This is a genomic window from Streptomyces aureocirculatus, from assembly GCF_000720475.1.
GTDB lineage: Bacteria > Actinomycetota > Actinomycetes > Streptomycetales > Streptomycetaceae > Streptomyces > Streptomyces aureocirculatus.
The window spans coordinates 114,161-139,150 of sequence record NZ_JOAP01000015.1 but is presented as its reverse complement, the minus strand read 5'-3'; the positions used below and the strand labels follow the sequence as shown (position 1 = coordinate 139,150).

Sequence of the window (24,990 nt, the reverse complement as noted above, 5' to 3'; positions counted from 1 at the left end):
CAAGGGGCACGGGGGCCCCGAAAGGGGCGCGGGGAACTGCGCTGCCAGCCACGACGAAGCCGCAGTCGCATCTGCCTGGTCACTCGGCAGACGCGACTGCGGCTTTTCGCGCGCTGAGCGCGCAGTTCCCCGCGCCCTTGCGGGGCGCAGTGGCCCTGCCGACCCTGCCTGGTCAAGGCGCCCACGCCAGCAAAAATCACGATCGGGTTTCGGCCATCGGGCAGGGGCTTGCCAGATCACCGTGTAATCGATTCCAATCCCTCGTGTAATCGATTCCACGAGGAGGTGGCATCGGCAGTGGCAGGCATCGGCATCAAGGATGTGGCCGCCCGGGCGGGCGTCTCCGTCGCGACGGTCTCGCGAGTCCTGAACGCACACGCGTCCGTGAGCCCGGCCGCCCGCGAGCGCGTGCTCGCCGCGGTGGACGCGCTCGGCTACCGGCCCAACACGCTCGCCCGGTCCCTCAGGACGGACCGGACGCGCACGCTCGGCCTGGTCATCAGCGACGTACTGAACCCCTACTTCACCGCGCTCGCCCGCTCCGTCGAGGAGGAGGCGCGCGCGCTCGGCTACAGCATCATCTTCGGCAACGCCGACGAGCGGCCCGAGCTCCAGGACCACCACATCCGCACGCTCCTGGACCGCCGCATCGACGGTCTCCTCGTCTCCCCCGCCGACGGCGGCTCCCCGCTCGTCCTGGACGCGGCGCGCGCGGGCACCCCGACGGTCTTCGTGGACCGCTGGATCCCGGGCGTGGACGTGCCCGTGGTGCGGTCCGACGGCCGGGCGGCGGTACGCGATCTCGTCGCCCATCTGCACGGGCTCGGCCACCGCAGGCTCGCCATCATCGCGGGCCCCGCGGCGACCACCACGGGCAGCGAGCGCGTGGCCGCGTTCCGGGAGGCGCTCGCCGCGTACGGGCTCGCGCTGCCGGACGCCTACATCGGCCAGGGCGACTTCCAGGCCGCGAGCGGCCGGCGCGCCACCGAGCGCTTCCTCGCCCTGTCCGAACCACCCGAAGTGGTCTTCGCCGCCGACAACTTGATGGCGCTCGGCGCGCTCGACGCGATCCGCGCGCGCGGACTGCGCGTCCCGCACGACATCGCGCTCGCCGCGTTCGACGACATTCCCTGGTTCGTGCACACCGATCCGCCCGTCACGGCCATCGCCCAGCCCACGGACGACCTCGGCCGTGCCGCCGTGCGGGCCCTCACCGATCTGATCGAGGGCCGCACCCCGCAGTCCGTGACGCTGCCCGCCCGCCTCGTCGTACGCGGCTCGTGCGGCGAGCACCTCACGACGGACACGACCCGAAGGAGTGACGCATGACTGGCCCCGCTCCGGTGAGCGACACCGTGCAGGACGCGCCGGAACTGCTGCGTGTCGAGGGCATCCGCAAGGCCTTCCCCGGCGTGGTCGCCCTGGACGGTGTCGACTTCGATCTGCGCGGCGGCGAGGTACACGTACTCCTCGGCGAGAACGGCGCGGGCAAGAGCACGCTCATCAAGATGTTCTCCGGCGCCCACCAGCCCGACGCCGGACGGATCCTCGTCGGCGGCGAGCAGGTGCGCATCCACGGCGCGCAGGACGCCGAGCGGCTCGGGATCGCCACCATCCACCAGGAGTTCAACCTCGTCCCCGACCTCACGGTCGCCGAGAACATCTTCCTGGGCCGGCAGCCGCGCCGCTTCGGCCTCATCGACCGCAAGCAGATGGAGGCCGACGCCGCCGAGCTCCTCGCGCGCGTGGGCGTCGACGTCTCTCCGCGCGTCCGCTGCCGCGACCTCGGCATCGCCCGCCTTCAGATGGTGGAGATCGCCAAGGCGCTCAGCCTGCACGCGCGCGTGCTCGTCATGGACGAGCCGACGGCCGTGCTCACCTCCGAGGAGGTGGAGAAACTCTTCACCATCGTGCGCGGCCTGCGCGCCGACGGTGTCGGCGTCGTCTTCATCACCCACCACCTGGAGGAGATCGCCGCGCTCGGCGACCGCGTCAGCGTGCTGCGGGACGGCCGCAGCGTGGGCCGGGTGCCCGCGTCGGCACCCGAGGACGAGCTGGTCCGCCTCATGGTGGGCCGCTCCATCGAGCAGCAGTACCCGCGCGAACGCTCCGGCGGGACGCCACGGGCCGACGGGGACGCGCCGTTGCTGCGCGTCCGCGGCCTCACCCGGAACGGTGTCTTCCACGACGTCGGCTTCGAGGTGCGCGCCGGTGAGGTGGTCGGCGTCGCGGGCCTCGTGGGCGCTGGCCGCACCGAGGTGGCGCGGGCCGTGTTCGGCGCGGACCCCTATGACGCGGGCACGGTGGAGGTCGCGGGCCGGGCCCTGCCGCGGCACGACGTGTACGCCGCGATGCGGGCCGGCATCGGCCTCGTACCGGAGGACCGCAAGGGCCAGGGCCTGGTCCTCGACGCGTCCGTGGAGGAGAACCTGGGCCTGGTGACGCTGCGGGCGGCGACGCGGGCGGGGCTCGTGGACCGGGGCGCGCAGCGGACCGCGGCCGAGCGGATCGCCGGGCAGCTCGGGGTGCGGATGGCCGGGCTCGGCCAGCATGTGCGCACCCTCTCCGGCGGCAACCAGCAGAAGGTCGTCATCGGCAAGTGGCTGCTCGCCCAGGCCAAGGTCCTCATCCTCGACGAGCCGACGCGGGGCGTCGACGTCGGCGCGAAGGTCGAGATCTACCAGCTCGTCAACGAACTCACGGCCGCGGGACACGCCGTCCTGATGATCTCCAGCGATCTGCCGGAGGTGCTCGGCATGAGCGACCGGGTCCTGGTCATGGCCCACGGCCGCCTCGCGGGTGAACTCGACGCGGCCGAGGCGACGCAGGACGCGGTGATGGCGCTCGCCGTCGGCACCGGTTCCGCGACGGCGACCGCGACGACGGCGCCCGCGGCGACCGACGCCCCCGTGGACAACGACAACACCCCTGCGGGGGACGCGAAGGAGGACTCCCGTGGCAACCACTGACACCCGGCCGGACAAGACGGGCACCGGCGGCGCGGGCAGCGGCCCGGACCTACGCCGCATCCTGCTCGACAACGGCGCGCTCAGCGCCCTCGTGGTCCTCGTGGTCGCGATGTCGCTGCTCTCCGGCGACTTCCTGACCACGCAGAACCTGCTCAACGTCGGGGTGCAGGCGGCCGTGACGGCGATCCTCGCGTTCGGCGTCACCTTCGTCATCGTGGCGGCGGGCATCGACCTGTCGGTCGGTTCCGTGGCGGCCCTGTCGGCGACGGTCCTCGCCTGGACGGCGGCGAAGGAGGGCGTGCCCGTCTGGCTCGCCGTGCTCCTCGCGATCGCCACGGGCATCGCGTGCGGCCTGGTCAACGGCGCGCTCGTCGCGTACGGCAAACTGCCGCCGTTCATCGCGACGCTCGCCATGCTGTCGATCGGGCGCGGCCTGTCCCTGGTGATCTCGCAGGGCAGCCCGATCCCGTTCCCCGACTCGGTCTCCAGGGTCGGTGACACGCTCGGCGGGTGGCTGCCGGTGCCGGTCATCGTGATGGTCGTCATGGGTGTGGTCACCGCGGTGATCCTGTCCCGTACGTACATCGGCCGCTCCATGTACGCGATCGGCGGCAACGAGGAGGCAGCGCGCCTCTCGGGCCTCCGGGTCAAGCGGCAGAAGATCGTCATCTACGCCCTCTCGGGCCTGTTCGCGGCCGTCGCGGGCATCGTCCTGGCCTCCCGGCTCGTGTCGGCGCAGCCGCAGGCCGCGCAGGGCTACGAGCTGGACGCCATCGCGGCGGTCGTCATCGGCGGCGCGAGCCTCGCGGGCGGCGTCGGCAAGGCGTCGGGCACGCTGATCGGCGCGCTGATCCTCGCGGTCCTCCGCAACGGCCTCAACCTCCTGTCCGTGTCGGCGTTCTGGCAGCAGGTCGTCATCGGTGTCGTGATCGCGCTCGCCGTGCTCCTGGACACGCTGCGCAGGAAGGCCGGTGCGGGCGGCGGAGCCGTGGGCGGTACGTCGTCGGGGTCGGGGCGCAAGGGCCCGCAGGCGCTCAAGTACACGGTCGCGGCCGTGGTCGCCGCCGCCGTGATCGCCGCGGTGTCCGTGTTCAACTCGGGTTCGTCCGGTACGTCGACGAAGATCGGCCTGTCCCTGTCCACCCTCAACAACCCCTTCTTCGTACAGATGAAGCAGGGCGCGCAGGCGGAGGCCGAGAAGGCGGGCGTCGACCTGACCGTCACGGACGCGCAGAACGACGCCTCCCAGCAGGCCAACCAACTGCAGAACTTCACCAGCGGCGGCATGAAGGCGGTCATCGTCAACCCGGTGGACTCCGACGCCGCGGGCCCGGCCGCGCGGGCCGCGAACAAGGCCGACATCCCCGTGGTCGCCGCGGACCGCGGGGTGAACAAGGCGGACGTGGCCACCCTGGTGGCCTCCGACAACGTCGCGGGCGGCAAGCAGGCGGCGAAGGCCCTCGCCGACAAGCTCGGCGGCAAGGGCGAGGTCGTCGTGCTCCAGGGCACGGCGGGCACCTCCGCGAGCCGCGAGCGCGGCCAGGGCTTCGCCGAGGGCATCAAGGCGTACCCCGGCATCAAGGTCGTCGCCAAGCAGCCCGCGGACTTCGACCGCACCAAGGGCCTGGACGTCATGACCAACTTGCTCCAGGGCAACCGGGGCGTCGACGGCGTGTTCGCGGAGAACGACGAGATGGCGCTCGGGGCGGTCAAGGCCCTCGGTGACAAGGCGGGCAAGTCGGTGTCGGTGGTCGGCTTCGACGGCACCCCCGACGGCCTGAAGGCGGTCGAGGCGGGCACGCTGTACGCGTCGGTGGCGCAGCAGCCCGCCGAGCTCGGCCGGATCGCGGTGCGCAACGCGATCGCCGCGGCGGACGACAAGAAGGTCGACGCGGTGGTGAAGGTGCCGGTGAAGGTGGTCACGGCGCGGAACGTGGCACGGTTCAAGTGAGGTTCCCCGCGCGCGGCGCGGCCGCGCGCGGGGGCACACGCTCTCGGGGCCCCGCGGGGTCCCGCCCCACGGGGTCCCGCCCCACGGGGTCCCGCCCCACGGGGTCCCGCCCCACGGGGAAAGAGTCCACGGGGAAAGAAGAGTTCCACGGGGAAAGAACGGAAAGGCAGAACCACGATGCATGACTACGACCTGCTGGTCGTGGGCTCGGCCAACGCCGACCTGGTGACGGCCGTCGAGCGGCGGCCCGGCGCCGGTGAGACGGTGCTCGGCTCGGACCTGGCCGTCCATCCGGGCGGCAAGGGCGCGAACCAGGCGGTGGCCGCCGGCCGGCTCGGGGCGCGCACGGCGCTGCTGGCCCGGGTCGGCGACGACGCGTACGGCAGGCTGCTGCTCGACTCGCAGCGCTCGGCCGGCGTGGACACGGCGGGGGTCCTGGTGGGCGGCGCGCCGACCGGGGTCGCCCTGATCACGGTGGACCCTTCGGGCGACAACAGCATCGTGGTGGCGCCGGGCGCCAACTCGCGGCTGACGCCGCAGGACGTGCGGGCGGCGGGGAGCCTCTTCGAGGCGGCCCGGGTGGTGTCGGTGCAGTTGGAGATTCCCCTGGAGACGGTCGCCGAGGTGGCGCGGGTGCTGCCCGCAGGGACCCGTCTGGTCCTGAACCCGTCGCCGCCCGCCCCGCTGTCGGGCGAGGTGCTCGGGGCCTGTGATCCGCTGGTGGTGAACGAGCACGAGGCGCGGGTGATCCTGCGCGGGGCGGGTGCCGAGGTGCCGGACGAGCCGGAGGACTGGGCGCGGCGGCTCCTCGAACTCGGCCCGCGGTCGGTGGTGGTGACCCTCGGCGGTGAGGGCGCCCTCGTCGCGGGCCCGGACGGGACGGCGCGGGTCCCTTCAGTGAAGGTCGACGCCGTGGACACGACGGGCGCCGGGGACGCGTTCACGGCGGCGCTCGCGTGGCGTCTGGGCGTGGGCGAGGACCTGGAGACCGCGGCGCGGTACGCGGCGAAGGTGGGGGCGCTCGCGGTGACGCGGGCCGGGGCGCAGGTGTCGTACCCGTCGGGCGAGGAGGTGGCGGCGCTCGGTGCGGCGGACGGGCCCGCGGCGGGAGGTGGGGCGCGGTGAAGAAGGCGGGGATACTCAATCGCCGTCTCGCGGGTGCGGTCGCTGAGCTGGGGCACGGTGACCGGGTCCTGGTGTGTGACGCGGGGATGCCGGTGCCTGCGGGGCCGGGGGTGGTGGATCTGGCGTTCGTCGCCGGGGTGCCGTCGTTCGCGCAGGTGCTCGACGGGTTGCTCGCGGAGCTCGTGGTGGAGGGTGCGGTGGCGGCGCGTGAGGTCAGGGAGGCCAGTCCGGGGACGGCGGCGCTGTTGGAGCGGCGGTTTCCCGGTGCGGCGCTGCGGCTTGTGTCGCACGAGGAGTTGAAGGAGCGCTCGGCGGGGGCGCGGCTCGTCGTCCGTACCGGGGAGGCGACTCCGTACGCGAATGTGTTGCTGACGTGCGGGGTCTTTTTCTGAGGGGGCTGGGGGCCGGGGCCGGGGCGGCTGAGGTGGCGAGGCGTGCTCATGCTGTTGGGGCGGGCTCGCGCCGTTGGGGCGGGCTCGCGGCGTGCGTTTCGTCCGTGGCCGCGGTTATTTCGAGGGGACCCTGTCCGTCGACCGGGCCCCCTCGGTTTCCCTCCCCTTGCCAGTGCTCCTCGGATCCCCCCGGATCCCCCTCCAGAGCTCCTGACACCCAGTACGACCCGCGTGGTGGGGGAAGGGTTGCACGACTTCGGCAAGTTCCCCCGGAAGATTTCGGCGTGCCGACGAACCACCCCGGACGTAGCGTTTCACCCATGAGCGAGCAAACCTCATTCGAGCAGGACGTACTCTCCGAGCTGGGCGACGACCGGCTGCGGGAGATCGCCGACGTCATCGGCACGGACCCGGCGGGTGCCCAGGACGTCGTGGGCACGACGGTCTCGACGCTCTCGGGGAGCCTGCGGGACAAGGCGGAGACGGCGGATCCCGTGGAGGCCGACGAGGTGCGGCAGGCGTTCGCGGAGGAGGCGCCGCTTCAGGGCGTGGCCACGTTGGGGGGTGGGCTCGGGGGGTTGCTCGGGGGTGGCGTGATGGCGGGGATGCTCAGCAGGCTGAGCCGGCCGGTGGCGAGTGCGGTCGCGAAGAAGACGGGGTTGCCCGCGGCCACGGTCGTGCGTGTCGTGGAGCTGCTGATCCCCGTGGTGCTCACGGTCCTCACCAAGCGCGCCCAGAGGGCGAAGCCGCCGGGGGCTGCCTCCGCGTCGCCGGGGGCAGCCTCCCCGTCGCCGGGGGGTGCCTCTGCCCCGCCGGGGGCCGGGGGTGGTCCTGCGGGCGGCGGGCTCGGGGATCTTCTGGGGGAGATTCTGGGGGGCGGGGGCAGGAAGTAGGCGGGGCGGCCTTCGCGGGGCGCCCCAGGCCCACCCCTTCACCGTAACCAGGGGCGCTGCGCCCCCTGGACCCCAGCCCTTTGTCGGCGCTCCGCGCCTCGTCCTCAAACGCCGGACGGGCTGGGTCGCGCTGCGCGCTCGTCCTCAAACGCCGGACGGGCTGAAAAACTTTCACCGGACGGGCTGAAAGACCTTCGCCGCACCGGCGACAGCCTCAGACCGTCCGGCGACAGTCTGAGCCCGTCCGGCGATTGAGGACGAGCGCGCAGCGCGATGAAGGGGCGGACGGGGAAGAGAGCCTGTCCGGCGACTGGGGACAAGTGCGCAGCGCGATGAAAGGGCGGGCGGGCGGGGAAGAAAGCCTGTCCGGCGATTGAGGACAAGCGCGTCAGCGCGGTGAAGGACGGGCGGGCAAGAAAGCCCGTCCGGCGATTGAGGACGAGCGCGCAGCGCGATGAGGCACGGGCGGGGGGGGGGGGGGGGGGGGGGGGGGGGGGGGGAAAGAGGGGGCGCCGTCAGCAGGCGTGCGCCATGAAGCGTCGTACCGTGTCCGCAAGGACCTCCCGCCCGTCCCCCGCCCACAACGCATCGTTGAAGACCTCGACCTCGACGGCCCCCCGGTACCCGGCGGACCGGGCGAGGGCGCGCCACGCCCGGAAGTCGACGGCACCGTCACCGAGCGCCCCACGCCCGGTGAGGACGCCGCGCGGCAGGGGCGTCGTCCAGTCGGCGAGCTGCAAGGCGTGCAGCCGCCCCCCGGCCCCGGCGCGGGCGAGGGCGGCGGGTGCCAGGTCGTCCCACCAGACGTGGTACGTGTCGACGCACACGCCCACCTGCTCGGCGGGGAAGCGTTCGGCCAGGTCGAGGGCCTGACCGAGGGTGGAGACGACGCAGCGGTCGGCGGCGAACATGGGGTGCAGGGGTTCGACGGCGAGGCGGACGGCGCGCTCGGCCGCGTAGGGGGCGAGGTCGGCGAGGGCGTCGGCGACGCGTTCCCGGGCGGCGGGCAGGGAGCGGTCGCCGGAGGGGAGCCCGCCGCAGACCAGAATCAGGGTGTCGGTGCCGAGAGCGGCGGCCTCGTCGACGGCGGCCCGGTTGTCGGCGAGGGCACGGGCGCGTTCGCCGGGGTCGACGGCGGTGAGGAAGCCGCCCCGGCAGAGGGTGGTGACGTGCAGCCCGGCCGCCCGCACGAGCTTCGCGGCCGCCTCGACCCCGTACTCCTGGACGGGCTCGCGCCACAGCCCCACCCCGCGGATGCCGAGGTCGGCGCAGGCGGTGACCAGGTCGGGCAGGGAGAGCTGTCTGACCGTCATCTGGTTGATGCTGAAGTCGGCGGGCGCGCGGGGCGTGGGTGGTGTCATGGGGTGGCTCCGTAGACCTTCAGGAGCGAGCGCATGCGGTACGCCGCGAGGTCCGGGTCGGGGAACAGGGACAGGGCGTCGGCGAGTTCGTGGGCCCGGACGAGGTGCGGCAGGGAGCGGGCCGACTGCAGGCCGCCGACCATCGTGAAGTGGTCCTGGTGGCCCGCGAGCCAGGCCAGCAGGACCACGCCCGTCTTGTAGTAGCGGGTGGGGGGCTGAAAGAGGTGACGGGCCAGTTCGACGGTGGGGTCGAGCAGGTCCCGGAACGCCTTCGGGTCGCCGCCGTCCAGGGCGCGCACCGCCTGCGCGGCCACGGGCGCCAGCGGGTCGAAGACGCCGAGGAGCGCGTCGCTGAAGCCGTGGTCGTCGCCCGCGACGAGCTCGGGGTAGTGGAAGTCGTCGCCGGTGTAGCAGCGCACCCCGTCCGGCAGGCGGCGGCGCAGGTCGACCTCGCGGTCCGCGTCCAGGAGCGAGATCTTCACGCCGTCCACCTTGCCGGGGTGGGCGGCGACGACCTCCAGGAAGGTGTCCGTGGCCGCGTCCAGGTCGTCCGTGCCCCAGTAACCCGCGAGTGCCGGGTCGAACATCGGGCCGAGCCAGTGCAGGATCACCGGGGCGCTCGTCTGCCGGAGCAGACCCTCGTACGTCGTCAGGTAGTCGTCGGGTCCTTCGGCCGTGGCGGCGAGGGCGCGCGAGGCCATCAGGATCGCCTGCGCACCGGTGTCCTCCACCAGCGCTAGCTGCTCCTCGTAGGCGCGGCGCACGTCGGCGAGCCGGGCCGCGGGCGCGGTGAGCTGGTCGGTGCCCACACCGCAGGCGATGCGGCCACCCACCGCCCGCGCCTCCGCGGCCGAACGCCGGATCAGTTCGGCGGCGCCCGGCCAGTCCAGGCCCATGCCGCGCTGGGCGGTGTCCATCGCCTCGGCGACGCCCAGGCCATGCCGCCACAGGTGCCTGCGGAAGGCGAGCGTCGCGTCCCAGTCGACGGCGGCGGGCCCGTCCGGGGACACGTCGGCGCGGGGGTCCGCCACGACGTGCGCGGCGGCGAGGACGGCGCGCGAGCGCAGCGGCGGTGCGGACACCGGCCGCGGCAGGGAGACCGCCGGGTTCGCGAGACTCTCCCGCCCCTCGCCATGCGGGGCGGAGCTCGCGGCGGACCCCGCCCCGTACGGGTTCCGTGCGTTCACAGGGTGATCTCCGGTACGTCGATCCTGCGCCCCTGCGCCGACGAGCGCAGGCCGAGCTCCGCCAACTGCACGCCGCGGGCGCCCGCGAGCAGGTCCCAGTGGTAGGGCGCGTCCGCGTACACGTGCCGCAGGAACAGCTCCCACTGTGCCTTGAAGCCGTTGACGGGCCCGTCGGCGCCGTCAGCGTCGGGGGTGTCGGGGGTGTCGGGGACCTCCTGCCACTGGTCGCGGAAGGAGTGCGTGACGGGCAGGTCGGGGTTCCAGACCGGTCTGGGCGTGCCCGCCCGGTGCTGGAAGCGGCAGTTGCGCAGGCCCGCGACGGCGGAGCCCTCGGTGCCGTCGACCTGGAACTCCACCAGCTCGTCGCGGTGCACCCGCACCCCCCAGGACGAGTTGATCTGCGCGACCACGCCGCCCTCCAGTTCGAAGATGCCGTACGCCGCGTCGTCCGCCGTCGCCTCGTAGGGCTTGCCGCGCTCGTCCCAGCGCTGCGGCAGATGCGTCACGGCGAGCGCCTGTACGGAGCGCACCCTGCCGAACAGCTCGTGCAGGACGTACTCCCAGTGCGGGAACATGTCCATGACGATGCCGCCGCCGTCCTGTGCCCGGTAGTTCCAGGACGGGCGCTGCGCCTGCTGCCAGTCGCCTTCGAAGACCCAGTAGCCGAACTCGCCCCGCACCGACAGGATCCGCCCGAAGAAGCCGCCGTCGATCAGGCGCGCCAGCTTGCGCAGGCCCGGCAGGAAGAGCTTGTCCTGGACGACGCCGTGCTTCACGCCCGCGTCCCGGGCGCGCCGGGCCAGGTCGAGCGCGGCGTCGAAGGAGGTGGCGGAGGGCTTCTCGGTGTACACGTGCTTGCCCGCGGCCAGGGCCTTCTTGATCGCCTCCTCGCGGGCCGATGTCACCTGCGCGTCGAAGTAGATGTCGGTCGCAGGATCCGCGAGCACGGCGTCGAGGTCGGTCGAGAAGTGCTCGACGCCGTGGCGTCCCGCGAGTTCGCGCAGCGCCCGCTCCCTGCGGCCCACGAGCACCGGCTCCGGCCAGAGCCGGGTGCCGTCGCCCAGGTCGAGGCCGCCCTCCTCGCGCAGCGCGAGGATCGAACGGACCAGGTGCTGGCGGTGGCCCATGCGTCCCGTCACGCCGTTCATGGCGATGCGGACCGATCTGCGTGTCACGTGAGTTCCTCCGTAGGCGCGGGGCGCGGGGCGCGGGGCGCGCGGCCGGTGGGGCGGTGTCGCCCGGGGCGGGGTCCAGGGGCGTTCCGTGCGGCACTCGATGCGTATGTGCGTACAGGCACAGCATGCGTAGCAAGCGCTTTCTATTGGAGAGAAGCTAGCCTGCCGGACAAGGTTCGTACAAGACCGGAGGCCAACAGATGACCGTGACCCTGGCGGACGTGGCGGCTCGCGCCCAGGTGTCCCCCGCCACCGTGTCCCGCGTACTGAACGGCAACTACCCCGTGGCCGCGGCCACGCGTGAGCGCGTGCTGCGGGCGGTGGACGATCTGGACTACGTCCTGAACGGACCCGCCAGCTCGCTGGCCGCCGCCACGTCGGACCTGGTGGGCATCCTGGTGAACGACATCGCCGACCCGTTCTTCGGGATCATGGCGAGCGCGGTCCAGTCGGAGATCACCGGGCCCGGCGGCCGCGCGGGCGGCGAGCGGATGGCGGTGGTCTGCAACACCGGTGGCTCACCGGAGCGCGAACTCACCTACCTCACCCTGCTCCAGCGCCAGCGGGCCGCCGCCGTCGTGGTCACCGGCGGCGCCATCGAGGACGCCACGCACGCGGCGGCGATCGGCAGGAAGCTGCGGCGGCTCTGCGACGCGGGCTCGCGGGTGGTGCTGTGCGGCCGGCCGCCGACCGGTGCCGCCCCCGACGCGGTGGCGCTCACCTTCGACAACCGGGGCGGCGGGCGCCGCCTCACGGACCACCTCATCGGCCTCGGCCACCGCCGCATCGGCTACATCGCGGGCCCCACGGAGCGCACCACCACCCGCCACCGCCTGGAGGGCCACCAGGAGGCCCTGGCCGCGGCGGGCGTCGCGAACGACCCCCTGCTGACCCTGCACGGCCCCTACGACCGCCGCTCCGGCTACGACGCGACCCTCGAACTCCTGCGCCGCGAACCGCGGTTGACGGCGGTCGTCGCCGCCAACGACACGGTGGCCCTGGGCGCCTGCGCGGCCCTGCGGGACCGGGGCCTCTCGATCCCCGGCGATGTGTCGGTGGCGGGCTTCGACGACCTGCCGTTCAGCATCGACGCGGTACCGGCACTGACCACCGTGCGGCTTCCGCTGTACGAGGCGGGGGCGCGGGCGGGCCGGATAGCCACGGGCCGCGAGGAGGAGCCGCCCGGGGGGATCGCGACGGTGCACGGGGAGCTGATGGTGCGGGGGTCGACGGGGGCGCCCCGGCGTCACTGAGGCGCCCCCCGGGGGGGCTTCCTCCGGCGCCGGGGGGCGTCAGGCCTCCGTGAACCTCCAGCGGCCCACCTCCCGGTAGGCGGAGTCGTACACGGCTTCGCCCGTGCCCGGTTCGAGGGCGTAGTACCGGAGGTTGCCCGCCCAGTAGCGGAGGATGCGGCCCAGCTCGCGGGCGGAGTCCTCTGCCGTCGCCGTCTCGTCCACATCGACTTCGAGAACGAACTTCACTCCCGGCCTCCCGTCACGTCATCCGGCGCCATCGATGGCGCGACGGCACCGGTCCATCGGCTTCCATCGGCTTCCATCGTTTCATTGAAGCCGCACTGGGGACTTTTTCGCGGCTCCTCCCACTGAGCGCCCCGTCAGGGGCGCGGGGAACTGCGCGACCAGCCACGAAAAAGCCGCAGACGCATCTGCGTGGTCACCCGGCAGACGCGTCTGCGGCTGCTCTTGGGCCGAGCGCGCCCACGCGGCGGAGCCGCACATCAAAACAGCCCCGCGCCCCTGCGGGGCACGTTTCCGGCGCCGCACGGCGGAAAGATGTCCGGCCATGAAACTCGCCTTCTCCACGCTCGGAGTCCCGGGCATGCCGATCCAGGACGTCCTGGAGCTGGCCCGCACTCACGGCTACCACGGCGTCGAGCTGCGCGCACACCCCGAAGAGCCGGTGCACCCGGGCCTAGGTGCCGCCGAACGGGCCGAGGTGGCGGCCCGGTTCAAGGAGGCGGGCGTCGAGGTGCTCGGCGTCGCCGGTTACGCGCGCGTCGCGGCGCCAGGCGCCGACGAGCCCGTCCTCGACGAGATCCGGGAGCTGCTGACCCTGGCCCGCGACCTCGGCGCCCCCTACATCCGTGTCTTCCCGGGCGGACCCCCGGACGACGGCACCGAACCGGACCCCGAGAGCCTCGGGGACCCCGAGAGCCTCGCGGAGGCCGACGAGATCGCCGCCCGGCGGCTCGGCACCGCAGCGGAGTACGGCGCCGACGCGGGCGTCCGCATCCTCCTGGAGACCCACGACTCGCACCGCACCGGCGCGGCCGCCGCCCGCGTGCTCGGCCCCGTGGGCCACCGGCACGCCGGGGCCCTGTGGGATGTGATGCACACCTGGCTCGGCGGCGAGCAGATCGCCGACAGCTATGCCGCGCTCGCCCCCTTCCTCGGGTACGTCCAGGTCAAGGACATCGCGAGCGCCGACGACACCACCCCGCTCGCCCTCGGTACGGGCGTCCTGCCGCTCGCCGAGTGCCTGGAGCTGCTCACCCGCAAGGGCTGGGACGGCTGGCTGTGCTGGGAGTACGAGAAGCGCTGGTACGAAAAGGCGGCGCCGCTGCCGGAACTCCTCGGCGAGGGACGCGAGCTGCTGACGCGCCTCCTGACGGAGTCGGCCTGAACGACCGGGCTCCGGCCGACGCCCGTCCCGCACACGCGGCCCCGCCCGGCCGCGGGGGCCTTCTACGGCAGCGTGCCGAAGCCGCCGCCCGCCGACGCCTGGTCCGAACCGCCCGGGCGGCCCGGACCGCCCGAACCATCCGGACCGCCCGGCGCGCCCGGACCGCCCGGCCCATCCGGACCGCCCGGACCATCCGCGTGCTCCCCGGTCACGTACCCGTGCAGCAGGCTCGACGCCGCCAGCATCGCGCCCGACCGGCGCGTCAGTTCCTCCCGGCGGTGGGCCAGGGCCGCGCGCAACGCCTCACTGCTGCCCGTCTCGCGGAGGCCTTCGAGGACCGGACGGATGGCGGGGAGGGGGTACCCCGCCTGCCGGAGCATCGTGATCATGCGGGCGTCGCGCACGTCCGCGGCGCCGTACAGGCGGTAGCCGGTCCCCCGCTCCCGCTCCGGGGCGAGCAGCCCCGCCGCCTCCCAGACACGCAGGGCCGAGGTGCGCACGCCGACGCGGGCGGCGACCTCGCCGACGGTCAGGGGCGCGCGCGGCGGCGGTGCGGGCGCGGCGCCGGGGACCTCGCTCGCCACGGCCTCAAGGGCCGCACCCGTCGCCCGCAGCGCCTCCCGCCGCGCGTGCAGCTCCGCGTGCGCGGCGTCGAGCAGCGTCAGCGCCTCCGGTACGTCGTCCGCGTGCACCGCCCGCATCACCGCCCGGGCCCGGTCGGGCCCGTACCCCTTGGCGAGGGCGCGGTAGGTCAGGAGGGCCCGGCCGTGCACCGGGGCGAAACGCCGGTAGCCGGTGGCGGTCCGCGGGGTCGGCGGCAGGATGCCCGCGTCGGCGTAGTCGCGGACGAGCTGGGTGGAGACGCCCGCCATCCGCGCCAGGTCCACCGGGCGCAGTGCCTTCGGGGCGCGTGCGGCGCGCGGGGCGTGTCGGGTCATGCGCGGGACGGGGGTGCCGAGGTCACGCCGTCAGCGTACGCGGGCGGGCGTGGGGGCGGCCGGGGCCACCGGGGTGGCCGTCGCCGCGGCCTCGGCGATCGGCTTTTGCCGCGTACCCGGCAGGGACGTCAGCGCCACCCCGCCCACCAGGAGCGCCGCCGCGCACCACTGGAGGCCCCCCACCGACTCGTCCAGGAACAGTGCGGCCGACGACATGCCGAAGACCGGTACCAGGAGGGAGAACGGTGCCACCGTCGATGCCGGGTGGCGGCGCAGCAGGAAGCCCCAGGCACCGAAGCCGAACACGGTCGTGATCCACGCGACGTAGACGATGATCCCGACGCCCTGCCAGTCAAGGGCGCGCAGTGCGTCGAGGTCGCGCGAGGGGCCTTCGAAGAGCAGCGAGAGGGCGAGCAGCGGCAGGACCGGGACGGTGCTCACCCACACCATGAAGTTCAGGGCGTCGGGCGGCGCCGCCTTGCGCGTGAGGACGTTGGACACGCCCCAGCAGGCGGCGGCCGCGACCGTCAGGCCGAAGGCCGTGAGGGGTCCCGACGCGCCCTCGTGGACGGCCGCGACACCGATCCCGGCGAGCGCGACGGCCATGCCCACCACCCGCACCCACGCCGGGCGTTCGCCGAGGGCGACGAAGGCGATGAGCGCCGTGAAGACCGCCTGGATCTGGACCACCAGCGAGGAGAGACCGGCAGGCATACCCGCGTCCATGCCGATGAACAGCAGCCCGAACTTCGCCACGCCGAGCACGAGGCCCACACCCACGAGCCACTTCCAGGCGACCTTGGGGCGCCCGACGAAGAACACGGCGGGCAGGGCCGCGACGAGGAAGCGCAGCGCGGAGAACAGGAGCGGCGGGAAGTGGCCGAGGCCGACCTCGATGACGACGAAGTTCACACCCCAGACGGCGGCGACGAGGACGGCGAGGCAGATGTGTGAGGGGCGCATGCATCGAGGATCACGCGACCCCAGTGTTCAGCACCAGCACGAATTTCTTCATGATTACCTGAAGCGTTGCTTAGCGATGCCGTACGGGACGCCCCAACTTCCCTTGATCCGCGCCGTTTCGGGAACCTTGGCGGGCGCCCCGTCGTCAAACCGGCAAGCTGCCGGAGAGTCTCCGCGCGGCGGTGTCGGCATCGCTGCTGGCTGCGAACGCTGACCACCCTCTCCGCCGCCCGCGGCCGGCAGCACGCCGCCACCGGTGCGCCCCTCCCTTGCGCCGGTGGCGGCCCTCGCCCGTATCGGCGCCCCCGCACGGAGACGTCGGACCTCGGAACCTGGAACTTGGACCTTGACCCGCCGCACCCCACGGGATATCCGTGGCAGGTGCCTCACGACTCCCGCAGCGCCCAGGAAGAGACCGGCGGGCCCGGTCCCCACGACCACCACCTCCAGAAGCTGCTCTCCCGTATGACCCTCGAAGAGAAGGTCGGCCAGCTCTTCGTCCTGCATGTGTACGGCCACCACGCCACCGAGCCCGACGCGGCCGACATCGAGCTGAACGAGCGCGAACTCGGTGTGCGTACTGCCGCGGACGCCGTCGCCAAGTACCGGCCCGGCGGGCTGATCTACTTCGGCTGGGCCCACAACACCCGCGACCCGCAGCAGCTCGCGGCGCTCTCCAACGACGTCCAGCGGGCGGCCGCCGACGGGGCGCCGGGCATCCCGCTGCTGCTCTCCGTGGACCAGGAACACGGCGTCGTGGCCCGCATCGGCGCGCCCGCCACCCTGCTGCCGGGCGCGATGGCGCTCGGCGCGGGCGGCTCGGCCGACGACGTCCGCGAGGCGGCCCGCATAGCCGGTACCGAACTGCGCGCACTGGGCATCTACCAGAATTACGCGCCGTCCGCCGACGTCAACGTGAACCCGGCCAACCCCGTCATCGGCGTACGGTCCTTCGGCGCGGGCCCGGAGGCGGTGTCGGCGTGCGTGACCGCGCAGATCGAGGGCTACCGGGACGCGGGCGTCGCGCCCGCCGTCAAGCACTTCCCCGGCCACGGCGACACCGCGACGGACAGCCACTCCGCGCTGCCGTACATCCACCACACCCGTGCGCAGTGGGAGGAGCTGGACGCCCCGCCGTTCCGTGCCGCGCTCGCGACCGGCGTCGACGTGGTGATGACCGCGCACATCGTGGTGCCCGCCCTCGACCCGGCGCTCGACCCCGCGACGCTCTCGTACCCCGTCGTCACCGGCATCCTGCGCGAGGAGCTCGGTCACGACGGTGTCGTCGTCACCGACTCGCTGTCCATGCGGGGTGTGCGCACCAAGTACGGCGACGACCGGGTGGCCGTGCTCGCGCTCAAGGCGGGCGTCGACCAACTGCTGCATCCGCCGCAGCCCGAACTCGCCCGGGACGCGATCCTGCGGGCCGTCCGCGAGGGCGAGCTGACCGAGGCCCGTATCGACGAGTCCGTGCTGCGGATCCTGCGGCTCAAGGAGAAGCTGGGCCTGTTCGAGCAGGCGTACACGACTGCCGCCGCCGTCACGGCGACCGTCGGCAGCGAGGCGCACCGGGTCGCCGCCGACCGCATCGCCGAGCGCACCACGACCCTCCTCCGCAACGAGGGCGATCTGCTGCCGCTGTCCCCCGGCACCCACGGCCGCCTCCTGGTCCTCGGCGCCGACCCGGTCTCGCCGTCGGGCACCACGGGCCCGCCGACGTCCGTGCTCGCCGCCGCCCTCACCGAACTCGGCTTCACCGCCACGGCGTCGGGCACCGGCACCGAGCCGTCACCCGGAACCGTCGAGAAGGCCCTAGCCGAAGCGGCCTCCGGCCACGACGCCGTGCTCGTCACGACGTACGACGTCACCCCGGGCGACCCGCAGCACTCCCTGGTCACAGCTCTGACGGCGATCCCGGGCGGCCCGCCCGTCGTCATCGTCTCGGTGCGCACCCCGAACGACGTGACCCTGCTGCCCGGTGTGGCCGCCGCGCTCGCCGCGTACTCCTGGACGGACGTCGAACTGCGCGCCGCCGCCCGGGTCATCGCCGGACGGGTCCGCCCGACCGGCCGGTTGCCGGTGCCCGTGCCGAGCCCGGACGACCCGGGCACGGTGCTGCACCCCGTCGGACACGGCCTCTCGTACCCGCCGGACGGGGTGTGAACAGCCCGTCCGGCGTTTGAGGACGAGGCGCGGAGCGCCGATACGGGGTCCGGGGCGGTGCCCCGGTTTCGGAGAAGGGGCGGGCCCGGGGCGCCCCGCGAGGGACTACGGACGCAGCGAGTCGCGGCGGTCGCGGTCCTTGCGGTCGAGCTTCGCGTCGTACGGCGCGAGCGGCTTCGCGGCCTCGGCCTGGGCAGCAGGCACCCCGGCCCACGCCAGGATCCGCTGGGTGGCCCTGGCCTTGTCGTCCCCGACGAGCTGGGCCACGCTGGCGCCGTGGTTGGCCCCGGGCGCGGTCATGACGTACGAGTCGTGCTTGGCGCCACGCGCGGGCCGGAACGGCTCGGCACCCCACGGGTCGTTCCCGCCGTAGACGAACAGCATCCGGTGGGAGTTGTGGCGCACCCAGCGGTCGACGTCCTTCATGGCGTTCTTCTGGAACTTCATCGGGATCTCGTGCGGCACGAAGTTCCGCGGCGGCTGGTACCCGTACCGGCTCAGGTCGGCGAGCCAGGGCTGGGTGATGTCGGGCGAGCCGAGCTGGGTGCCGGCCTGGTAGTAGTACGGCGCGTAGTACTCGAGACCCTGGTCGGTGTAGCCGTTCCAGCCGCCGACCTCGTCGATCCAGTCGAACAGCGCCTGGTCGGTGACGGTCTTGGCGTCGGGCACCTTCGCACAGGCGGTCGCCGAGTCCTGGTACTGCCAGAAGCCCCAGTTCACATCGAGCACGACGGCCTCGAAGGCCTTGTCGAAGCTACGAATGATCTTGAAGGTCTTGCCGTTGTCGGCGGCGTACTTGGCGTACAGCTTCTTCATCGGCGCGCGCCGCACCAGGGCCTCGCGCTGTGCCGCCTCGACCTTGCTGCGGCACTCCTTGGTGCCGACGTGTCCGAAGAACCGGTCGTACGCGGAGTCCTCGCGGTTGTTCACGTCGTTGGGCGCGACGTAGGCGACGACGCCGTCCATGTCACGCGGGTAGAAGCGCTCGAAGTAGGTGGCGGTCATGCCGCCCTTGGAGGCGCCCGTGGACAGCCACTTCTTGCCGTAGATCGGCTTGAGGGCCTTGAAGATGCGGTGCTGGTCGCTCGCGGCCTGCCAGATGTCGAGCTTGGACCAGTCGGCGGGCTTGGGGCGCGAGGGAGTGAAGAAGCGGTACTCCATGGCGACCTGGTTGCCGTCGATGATGCGGGTGGGTTCCGCGCGGCCCGGGTTGGTGCTCAGGCCGTAGCCCGAGGTGGAGAAGACGGTGGGCCGGGCGGTGTCCTTGTGCAGCACGGTGATGCGCTGCTTGAAGGTGCCCTTGGAGGGGTGCCGGTGGTCGACCGGCTGGGTGTAGTTGAGGACGAAGAAGCGGTAACCGTCGTACGGCTTCTCCTCGATGAGGCTCATGCCCTTGACGGCGAGGAGCCGGTCCTTGATGTCCTTTGCGGCAGCTTCCTTGGCGGCAGCGTCCTCGGCGGCGCTGGTGGCGCCCCGTTCGGCGTCGGGTGACGCCGTGGCCGTGGTCTCGGCCAGGCCCACGGTGCCTATGAGCACCGTGAGTGAAAGCACCCATCTGAGGGTCTTACGCATGCATCCTCCCCTGTCGGCGCAGCGATTGACCGGAACCTAACCGAGCAACTGCGCGCACACCAGGGCACATTGAGAACATAAGGGACTCATACGGGACTCAGGGAATTTCACTGAGAGGACGAACGCGTCCGCTGACCGGACGTCAGCTCAGCGAGGACCGCGGCAAAGAGTGCGGCGAAGACCGCGGCGGAGGCCGTCCCGGCCGGACGTCAGCACAGGATCCAGCCCGAGCTGACCTTCACCCGGCCCACCGCGCCCTTGACCCAGACGCACCGGTGTCCCGCGTGCACCTTGACGGGGCCCGCGAGCCGGGTGAAGCGGCCCTTTTCCTGTACGGGGCGGCTGCCGCGCGCCTGCACGCTGACCGACATCACCTTGCGGCCGCCCGGCCGCTTCGCGTACGTGACGGCGCAGACGTAGCCGCGCTTCTTGTAGAGCACGACCTTGCCGGTGCTGAAGGACAGGGTGCGGACCTTGTGGCCGGGGCAGGGACCCGCGGCCTGGGCGGCACCGACGCCGGGGCCCGCGAGCGCGAACAGGACGGCAGCCGCGAGTGCGGCGGCGCCCGTCGACAGGCCCCGCCATATCCGACCACTGTGCACGTCTTCCCCTCCCGTCACCCCCGTACCAGCGTACTGACGTACGGACGCCGACCAGGAACTCGATGGTTGCGGAACCCGGCCTATCAGTTTGCCTGTCTCACCATCCGGGACGGACAGTCGGGACGAGCAGCCGGGCCGGGCCGGGCCCGGCTACGCCCCCACCGGCTGCCCGACGAACGTCTGCCACAGCTCCGCGTACCGGCCGCCGCGCGCGAGCAGTTCCTCATGCGTGCCGTCCTCGGCCACCTGCCCGTGATCCATCACGATCACACGGTCCGCGCGGGCCGCGGTGGTGAGGCGGTGGGCGACGACCAGCGTGGTCCGCCTGCCCGCTATGCGGTCGGTGGCCTGGTTGACCTGGGCCTCGGTGGCGAGGTCCAGGGCTGCGGTGGCCTCGTCCAGGAGCAGGATGTCGGGGTCGACAAGCTCGGCGCGGGCGAGCGCGATGAGCTGGCGCTGACCGGCCGACAGATTGCGGCCGCGCTCGGAGACCTCGTGCAGATAGCCGCCGTCCAGTGTGGCGATCATGTCGTGCGCGCCGACGGCCCGCGCCGCCGCCTCGACCTCCGCGTCGGTGGCGTCGGGGCGGCCGTAGGCGATGGCGTCCCGGACGGTGCCCGCGAACAGATACGCCTCCTGCGGTACGACCCCGAGCCGGTGCCGGTACGAGGTGAGGTCCAGGGAGCGCAGGTCGGTGCCGTCGACGGTCACCCGGCCCGACGTCGGGTCGTAGAACCGGGCCACGAGCTTGACCAGGGTGGACTTGCCCGCGCCGGTCTCGCCGACGAAAGCGACGGTCTGCCCGGCGGGAATCTTCAGGCGTACCCCGCTCAGCGCGGTCTCGTCGCCCCCGGCGGCTTTGTCGGCGGCGCCGGACCCGTCGGCGGTGTCGGCGGTGCCGGTGGTGCCGTACGCGAAGGCCACGTCCTCGAAGGCGATCTCGCCGCGCAGGGAGAGGACGTCGAGCGGCTCGTCCGCGGACTTGGTGGACGCGGGTTCCTGGAGCAGCTCCTGGATGCGGCCGAGCGACACGGACGCCTGCTGGTAGCCGTCGAAGACCTGGGAGAGCTGCTGCACGGGCGCGAAGAACAGGTCGATGTAGAGGAGGTAGGCGACCAGGGCGCCGGTGGTGAGGGTGCCCGCGTCGACCCGGTGCGCGCCCACGACGAGCACCGCGACCACGGCCACGGACGACAGGAACTGCACGAACGGGAAGTACACCGAGATCAGCCACTGGCCGCGGATGCGGGCCGCGCGGTAGTCGGCGCTGCGGGCGGCGAACTGCTCGCTGCCCGAGCGCTCGCGCCGGAAGGCCTGCACGATGCGCAGCCCGGACACCATCTCCTGGAGGTCGGCGTTGACCACCGAGACGCGCTCCCGCGCCAGCTCGTACGCCTTCACGCTGGAGCGGCGGAAGAAGAACGTGCCGACGACGAGCAGCGGCAGGGTGGCGAAGACGACCAGGGCGAGCTGTACGTCGATGACGACGAGCGCGACCATGATGCCGAAGAAGGTGACGACGGAGACGAACGCTGTGACCAGACCGGTCTGCAGGAACGTGGAGAGGGCGTCCACGTCCGTGGTCATCCGGGTCATGATGCGCCCGGTCAGCTCCCGCTCGTAGTAGTCGAGCCCGAGCCGCTGGAGCTGCGCGAAGATCTTCAGGCGCAGCGCGTAGAGGACCCGTTCGCCGGTGCGCCCCGTCATGCGGATCTCGCCGGTCTGTGCCGCCCACTGCACGACGACGGCGCCGAGCGCGAGGCCGGACGCGGTCCACACGGCACCGAGCGCGAGCTGGGAGACGCCCTCGTCGATGCCGTGCCGGATGAGGACGGGAAGGAGCAGGCCCACGCCCGCGTCGACGGCGACGAGCAGCAGGCTCACCAGGAGCGGCGCGCCGAAACCGCGGAGCAGCCTGCGCAGGCCGTAGGACTCCTCGGCGGCGACGGCCCGCGCCTCGTCGATCGCCGGGGTGTCCGTCGCCGGCGGCAGCGCGTCGACCTGGGCGAGCAGCTCGGGTGTGGCCGGAGTCCCGGAGAGGGACATGTCCTTCGGTTCGCGGTCGCCGTCCCACAGGCGCGGGGTGATGCCCCGCTCGGCGTCGAACTCGGCGTCGAGCTCGGCGCGCACCGAGGTGTCATCGACGGCTTCGGCGGGCGCGGCGGGCGGCACGTGACCGGGCGATACGCCGCCGAGCTCGTCGGGGTCGGTGAGCAGGCGCCGGTAGAGAGGTGAGCGGTGCTCCAGCTCCGCGTGGGTGCCGATGTCGGCGAGGCGGCCGTCTTCGAGGACGGCGATGCGGTCGGCGAGGTTGAGGGTGGAGCGGCGGTGCGCGATGAGCAGGGTCGTACGGTCCCGCATGACGTGCTTCAGCGCCTCGTGGATCTCGTGCTCGACGCGGGCGTCCACGGCGGAGGTGGCGTCGTCGAGAACGAGCAGGCGCGGGTCGGTGAGGATGGCGCGGGCCAGGGCGAGGCGCTGGCGCTGGCCGCCGGAGAGGGTCAGGCCGTGCTCGCCGACCTTGGTGTCGTAGCCGCCGGGCAGCTCGGCGATGAAGCGGTCGGCCTGGGCGGCGCGGGCGGCCCGCTCGATGTCCTCGTCGGTGGCGCCGGGGTGGCCGTAGGCGATGTTGGCGCGGACGGTGTCGGAGAAGAGGAAGGAGTCCTCGGGGACGAGGCCGATGGCGGCGCGCAGCGAGTCCTGGGTCAGCTCGCGCACGTCGTGGCCGCCGATGAGGACGGCGCCGTGCGTCACGTCGTAGAACCGGGGAAGCAGCAGCGACACGGTGGACTTGCCGCTGCCGGACGAGCCGACGACGGCGAGGGTCTCACCGGGGCGCATCGCGAAGCTGAGCCCGTCGAGAACGGGCCGGCCCTCGTCATAGGCGAACGACACGTCATCGAACTCGACGGTGGCCGGGGCGTCGTCCGGCAGGTCCTTGGTGCCGTCGGTCATGGTCGGCTCGGTGTCGATGAGTTCCAGGACGCGCTCCACACCGGCGCGGGCCTGCTGGGCGACGGTGAGGACCATGGCGAGCATGCGTACGGGACCGACGAGCTGGGCGAGATAGGTGGAGAACGCCACGAACGTGCCGAGCGTGATGTCGCCCTGCACCGCGAGCCAGCCGCCGAGGGCGAGCATCGCGACCTGCCCGAGCATGGGCACGGACTGCAGCGCCGGGGTGTAGCGGGAGTTCAGGCGGACGGTGCGCAGGCGCCCCGCGAAGAGCCGCCGTCCGACCTCCCTGAGCTTCCCGGTCTCCTGCTCCTCCTGCCCGAAGCCCTTCACCACGCGTACGCCGCCGACGGCGCCGTCCACGACACCGGCGACCGCGGCTGCCTGGGCCTGCGCGTACCAGGTGGCGGGGTGCAGCTTGGCGCGGCTGCGGCGGGCGATCAGGAGCAGGGCGGGGGCGACGGCGAGCGCGACCACGGTCAGGGGCAGCGACAGCCACGCCATGATGACCAGGGACATCAGGAACAGCAGGACGTTGCCGATGGTCATCGGCAGCATGAAGAGCAGGCCCTGGATGAGCTGGAGGTCACTGGTGGCACGGCCGACGACCTGGCCGGTGGACAGCTCGTCCTGGCGCCGGCCGTCGAGGCGGGTGACCGTGTCGTACATCTCGGTGCGCAGGTCGTGCTGCACGTCGAGGGCGAGGCGGCCGCCGTAGTAGCGGCGGATGTAGGTGAAGACGTAGACAAGAACCGCCGCGCCGATGAGGGCGGCGGCCCACGGCCCCATGGGGCGGCTGTGGTCGCCGATCACGTCATCGATGATCACCTTGGTGACCAGCGGTACGAGCGCCATGACGGCCATGCCGCCGAGGGACGAGCCGAGCGCGAGCACGACGTCCGTGGGGTGACGCCAGGCGTAACCCCACAGCCGCTTCCCCCAGCCCAACTGCTCCGGCTGCTCCGGCTGCCTCGTCACTGTGTCCGCCTCCCGCTCGCCTGACCTGCCGAGAGGCCCAACGCGGTGAGGTGCGGTTTTCATCCCGCCGCAACAAAACTATGGGGCTGCGCCCCGCTCCCCCGCCTTTTCGGCCCTCCGGGCCTCGTCCTCAAACGCCGGACGGGCTGACATACCCGCCCGGCGTAGCTGACGTCAGGCCGGAGGGGCCGGGACCGATGCTTCCTTCGGGGTGTCCGTGGGGGCGAAGCGGGTGGGGGCCTGGGTGAGGGGGGTCAGGTCCTTGTGGATGGCCTTGGAGACCCGCTGGATGGTGTCGACGCCGTAGTTCATGTTGCTGTTGCCGTGGGTGAGCACGGAGATCGTGTAGTCGTGCCCGCGGCCCTTGAAGGCGCCGATGCTGTGGACGCGCCACCCGTGCGTGGCCCGCGGCAGCCACCCGTTCTTGACGTGGATGTCGGTGCCGGACGGAGCCCCGGCAGGCGTTCCCCAACGCTGGTCGCGGACGACCTTGCCCATCAGCTTGAGGATGTACGCGCGCGAGTTGTCGCTCAGCACGGCGTTCTTGCCGGTGATCAGGGCGAGGAGCTTCTGCTCGTCGGTGGCGTTGATCCGGGTCAGGCCCCAGTAGCGGCCGGAGCCCGGTACGGTCTTGGTCATCTTGGCCGCGGCCAGGAACTTCTTCACCTTGGTGGCACCGAGCTGCCGCCACAGCGTGCTGGTGGCGTCGTTGTCCGACTTGGTGATCATGGCGGTGGCGAGCCTGGTCTCGCGGTCCGTCAGATACCGGTCGGTCTTCTTCGCGTCCCACAGCAGCGTCGCGAGCACGGTCACCTTGACGACGCTGGCCGAGTCGAACGACGTGGAGCCGCGCAGGGTGCAGCTCGTCTTCGTGGCCTTGTCGTAGAACCCGACGGCGATGGTGCCCTTGCGGTTCTTCAGGGCGGCGGTGATGTCCTTGGTCAGCTTCTTCGCCAGCGTCGGCTGAGCCGACGAGGTGCACTTGACCTGGGCGGTCGCGGCGGCGGCCGGAGTGGCGACGGCGGTCGCGGCGACCGGCACGAGCACGGCGGCGGCCACACCGGCGCTCAGTACGCGGGCACGCGTGGGCAGCCCGGATATCCGGTGAGTCATGGAGATTCCC

Annotated in this window: 19 protein-coding genes; 9 read left to right on the top strand and 10 right to left on the bottom strand. The window is 72.7% G+C overall.

Annotated features, from left to right (window positions below):
• The first annotated feature begins 285 nt into the window (after positions 1–285).
• The 6 genes from IG78_RS0115765 (at position 286) to IG78_RS0115740 (ending at position 7,330) form a co-directional block, all read left to right on the top strand.
• On the top strand, positions 286–1,329 hold the full coding sequence (locus IG78_RS0115765) for a LacI family DNA-binding transcriptional regulator (RefSeq protein ID WP_249926108.1): 1,044 nt from the start codon (positions 286–288) through the stop codon (positions 1,327–1,329).
• Positions 1,326–2,969 carry a sugar ABC transporter ATP-binding protein gene (locus tag IG78_RS0115760; RefSeq protein WP_051852665.1) on the top strand — a complete coding sequence of 548 codons (1,644 nt, stop codon included), beginning with the start codon at positions 1,326–1,328 and terminating at the stop codon, positions 2,967–2,969. Before IG78_RS0115765 ends, IG78_RS0115760 begins: the two co-directional genes overlap by 4 nt.
• Positions 2,956–4,920, top strand: coding sequence for an ABC transporter permease/substrate-binding protein (locus IG78_RS0115755; RefSeq protein WP_030563464.1), 1,965 nt, complete (start codon positions 2,956–2,958; stop codon positions 4,918–4,920). The genes IG78_RS0115760 and IG78_RS0115755 overlap by 14 nt, the downstream gene beginning before the upstream one ends.
• A gap of 177 nt (positions 4,921–5,097) precedes the next feature.
• Positions 5,098–6,045, top strand: a complete 948-nt coding sequence (locus tag IG78_RS0115750; protein WP_051852664.1) for a ribokinase — start codon at positions 5,098–5,100, stop codon at positions 6,043–6,045.
• Positions 6,042–6,437 (top strand): D-ribose pyranase, encoded by a 396-nt coding sequence (gene rbsD / locus IG78_RS0115745; RefSeq protein ID WP_030563461.1) that lies wholly within the window; start codon positions 6,042–6,044, stop codon positions 6,435–6,437. The genes IG78_RS0115750 and rbsD overlap by 4 nt, the downstream gene beginning before the upstream one ends.
• 320 nt (positions 6,438–6,757) lie before the next feature.
• Complete coding sequence (locus tag IG78_RS0115740) at positions 6,758–7,330, top strand: DUF937 domain-containing protein (RefSeq protein WP_030563459.1); 573 nt, start codon at positions 6,758–6,760, stop codon at positions 7,328–7,330.
• 515 nt (positions 7,331–7,845) lie between these two features.
• Here IG78_RS0115740 and IG78_RS0115735 read toward each other — a convergent pair.
• The 3 genes from IG78_RS0115735 to IG78_RS0115720 all read right to left on the bottom strand — a co-directional run bounded on the left by IG78_RS0115735 (position 7,846) and on the right by IG78_RS0115720 (position 11,053).
• Complete coding sequence (locus tag IG78_RS0115735) at positions 7,846–8,691, bottom strand: sugar phosphate isomerase/epimerase family protein (protein WP_030563457.1); 846 nt, start codon at positions 8,689–8,691, stop codon at positions 7,846–7,848.
• Entirely contained in the window at positions 8,688–9,785 is a 1,098-nt protein-coding gene (locus IG78_RS0115730; RefSeq protein WP_037685300.1) for a dihydrodipicolinate synthase family protein, read from the bottom strand. Before IG78_RS0115730 ends, IG78_RS0115735 begins: the two co-directional genes overlap by 4 nt.
• Before the next feature lie 89 nt (positions 9,786–9,874).
• Positions 9,875–11,053, bottom strand: a complete 1,179-nt coding sequence (locus IG78_RS0115720) for a Gfo/Idh/MocA family protein (RefSeq protein ID WP_030563453.1) — start codon at positions 11,051–11,053, stop codon at positions 9,875–9,877.
• A gap of 200 nt (positions 11,054–11,253) precedes the next feature.
• On the opposite strand from IG78_RS0115720, the gene IG78_RS0115715 reads away from it, so the two are divergent.
• Positions 11,254–12,306 carry a LacI family DNA-binding transcriptional regulator gene (locus IG78_RS0115715; RefSeq protein ID WP_030563451.1) on the top strand — a complete coding sequence of 351 codons (1,053 nt, stop codon included), beginning with the start codon at positions 11,254–11,256 and terminating at the stop codon, positions 12,304–12,306.
• A gap of 39 nt (positions 12,307–12,345) precedes the next feature.
• Here the strand turns inward: IG78_RS0115715 and IG78_RS0115710 are convergent, their stop codons facing one another.
• Positions 12,346–12,534: a hypothetical protein gene (locus IG78_RS0115710; RefSeq protein ID WP_030563449.1), complete on the bottom strand. Its 189-nt coding sequence runs from the start codon at positions 12,532–12,534 to the stop codon at positions 12,346–12,348.
• A gap of 322 nt (positions 12,535–12,856) precedes the next feature.
• On the opposite strand from IG78_RS0115710, the gene IG78_RS0115705 reads away from it, so the two are divergent.
• Positions 12,857–13,696: a sugar phosphate isomerase/epimerase family protein gene (locus IG78_RS0115705; RefSeq protein WP_030563447.1), complete on the top strand. Its 840-nt coding sequence runs from the start codon at positions 12,857–12,859 to the stop codon at positions 13,694–13,696.
• A 62-nt stretch (positions 13,697–13,758) separates the two neighbouring features.
• Here the strand turns inward: IG78_RS0115705 and IG78_RS0115700 are convergent, their stop codons facing one another.
• Together IG78_RS0115700 and IG78_RS0115695 are read right to left on the bottom strand one after the other, a co-directional pair.
• Positions 13,759–14,634 carry a MerR family transcriptional regulator gene (locus tag IG78_RS0115700; protein ID WP_051852663.1) on the bottom strand — a complete coding sequence of 292 codons (876 nt, stop codon included), beginning with the start codon at positions 14,632–14,634 and terminating at the stop codon, positions 13,759–13,761.
• Between the two features lie 30 nt (positions 14,635–14,664).
• A complete protein-coding gene (locus tag IG78_RS0115695; RefSeq protein WP_030563443.1) occupies positions 14,665–15,597 on the bottom strand; it encodes an EamA family transporter in 933 nt (310 codons plus the stop codon).
• A gap of 381 nt (positions 15,598–15,978) precedes the next feature.
• On the opposite strand from IG78_RS0115695, the gene IG78_RS0115690 reads away from it, so the two are divergent.
• Positions 15,979–17,760: a glycoside hydrolase family 3 protein gene (locus IG78_RS0115690; protein ID WP_030563441.1), complete on the top strand. Its 1,782-nt coding sequence runs from the start codon at positions 15,979–15,981 to the stop codon at positions 17,758–17,760.
• 105 nt (positions 17,761–17,865) lie between these two features.
• Here IG78_RS0115690 and IG78_RS0115685 read toward each other — a convergent pair whose 3' ends face one another.
• The 4 genes from IG78_RS0115685 to IG78_RS0115670 form a co-directional block, all read right to left on the bottom strand.
• Entirely contained in the window at positions 17,866–19,332 is a 1,467-nt protein-coding gene (locus tag IG78_RS0115685) for an alpha/beta hydrolase family protein (RefSeq protein ID WP_030563439.1), read from the bottom strand.
• Between the two features lie 209 nt (positions 19,333–19,541).
• A complete protein-coding gene (locus IG78_RS0115680; protein WP_030563437.1) occupies positions 19,542–19,934 on the bottom strand; it encodes a hypothetical protein in 393 nt (130 codons plus the stop codon).
• 150 nt (positions 19,935–20,084) lie between these two features.
• A complete protein-coding gene (locus tag IG78_RS0115675) occupies positions 20,085–23,930 on the bottom strand; it encodes an ABC transporter ATP-binding protein (protein ID WP_157855802.1) in 3,846 nt (1,281 codons plus the stop codon).
• A gap of 111 nt (positions 23,931–24,041) precedes the next feature.
• Positions 24,042–24,980, bottom strand: coding sequence for a serine hydrolase (locus IG78_RS0115670; RefSeq protein ID WP_030563433.1), 939 nt, complete (start codon positions 24,978–24,980; stop codon positions 24,042–24,044).
• Positions 24,981–24,990: the final 10 nt, after the last annotated feature.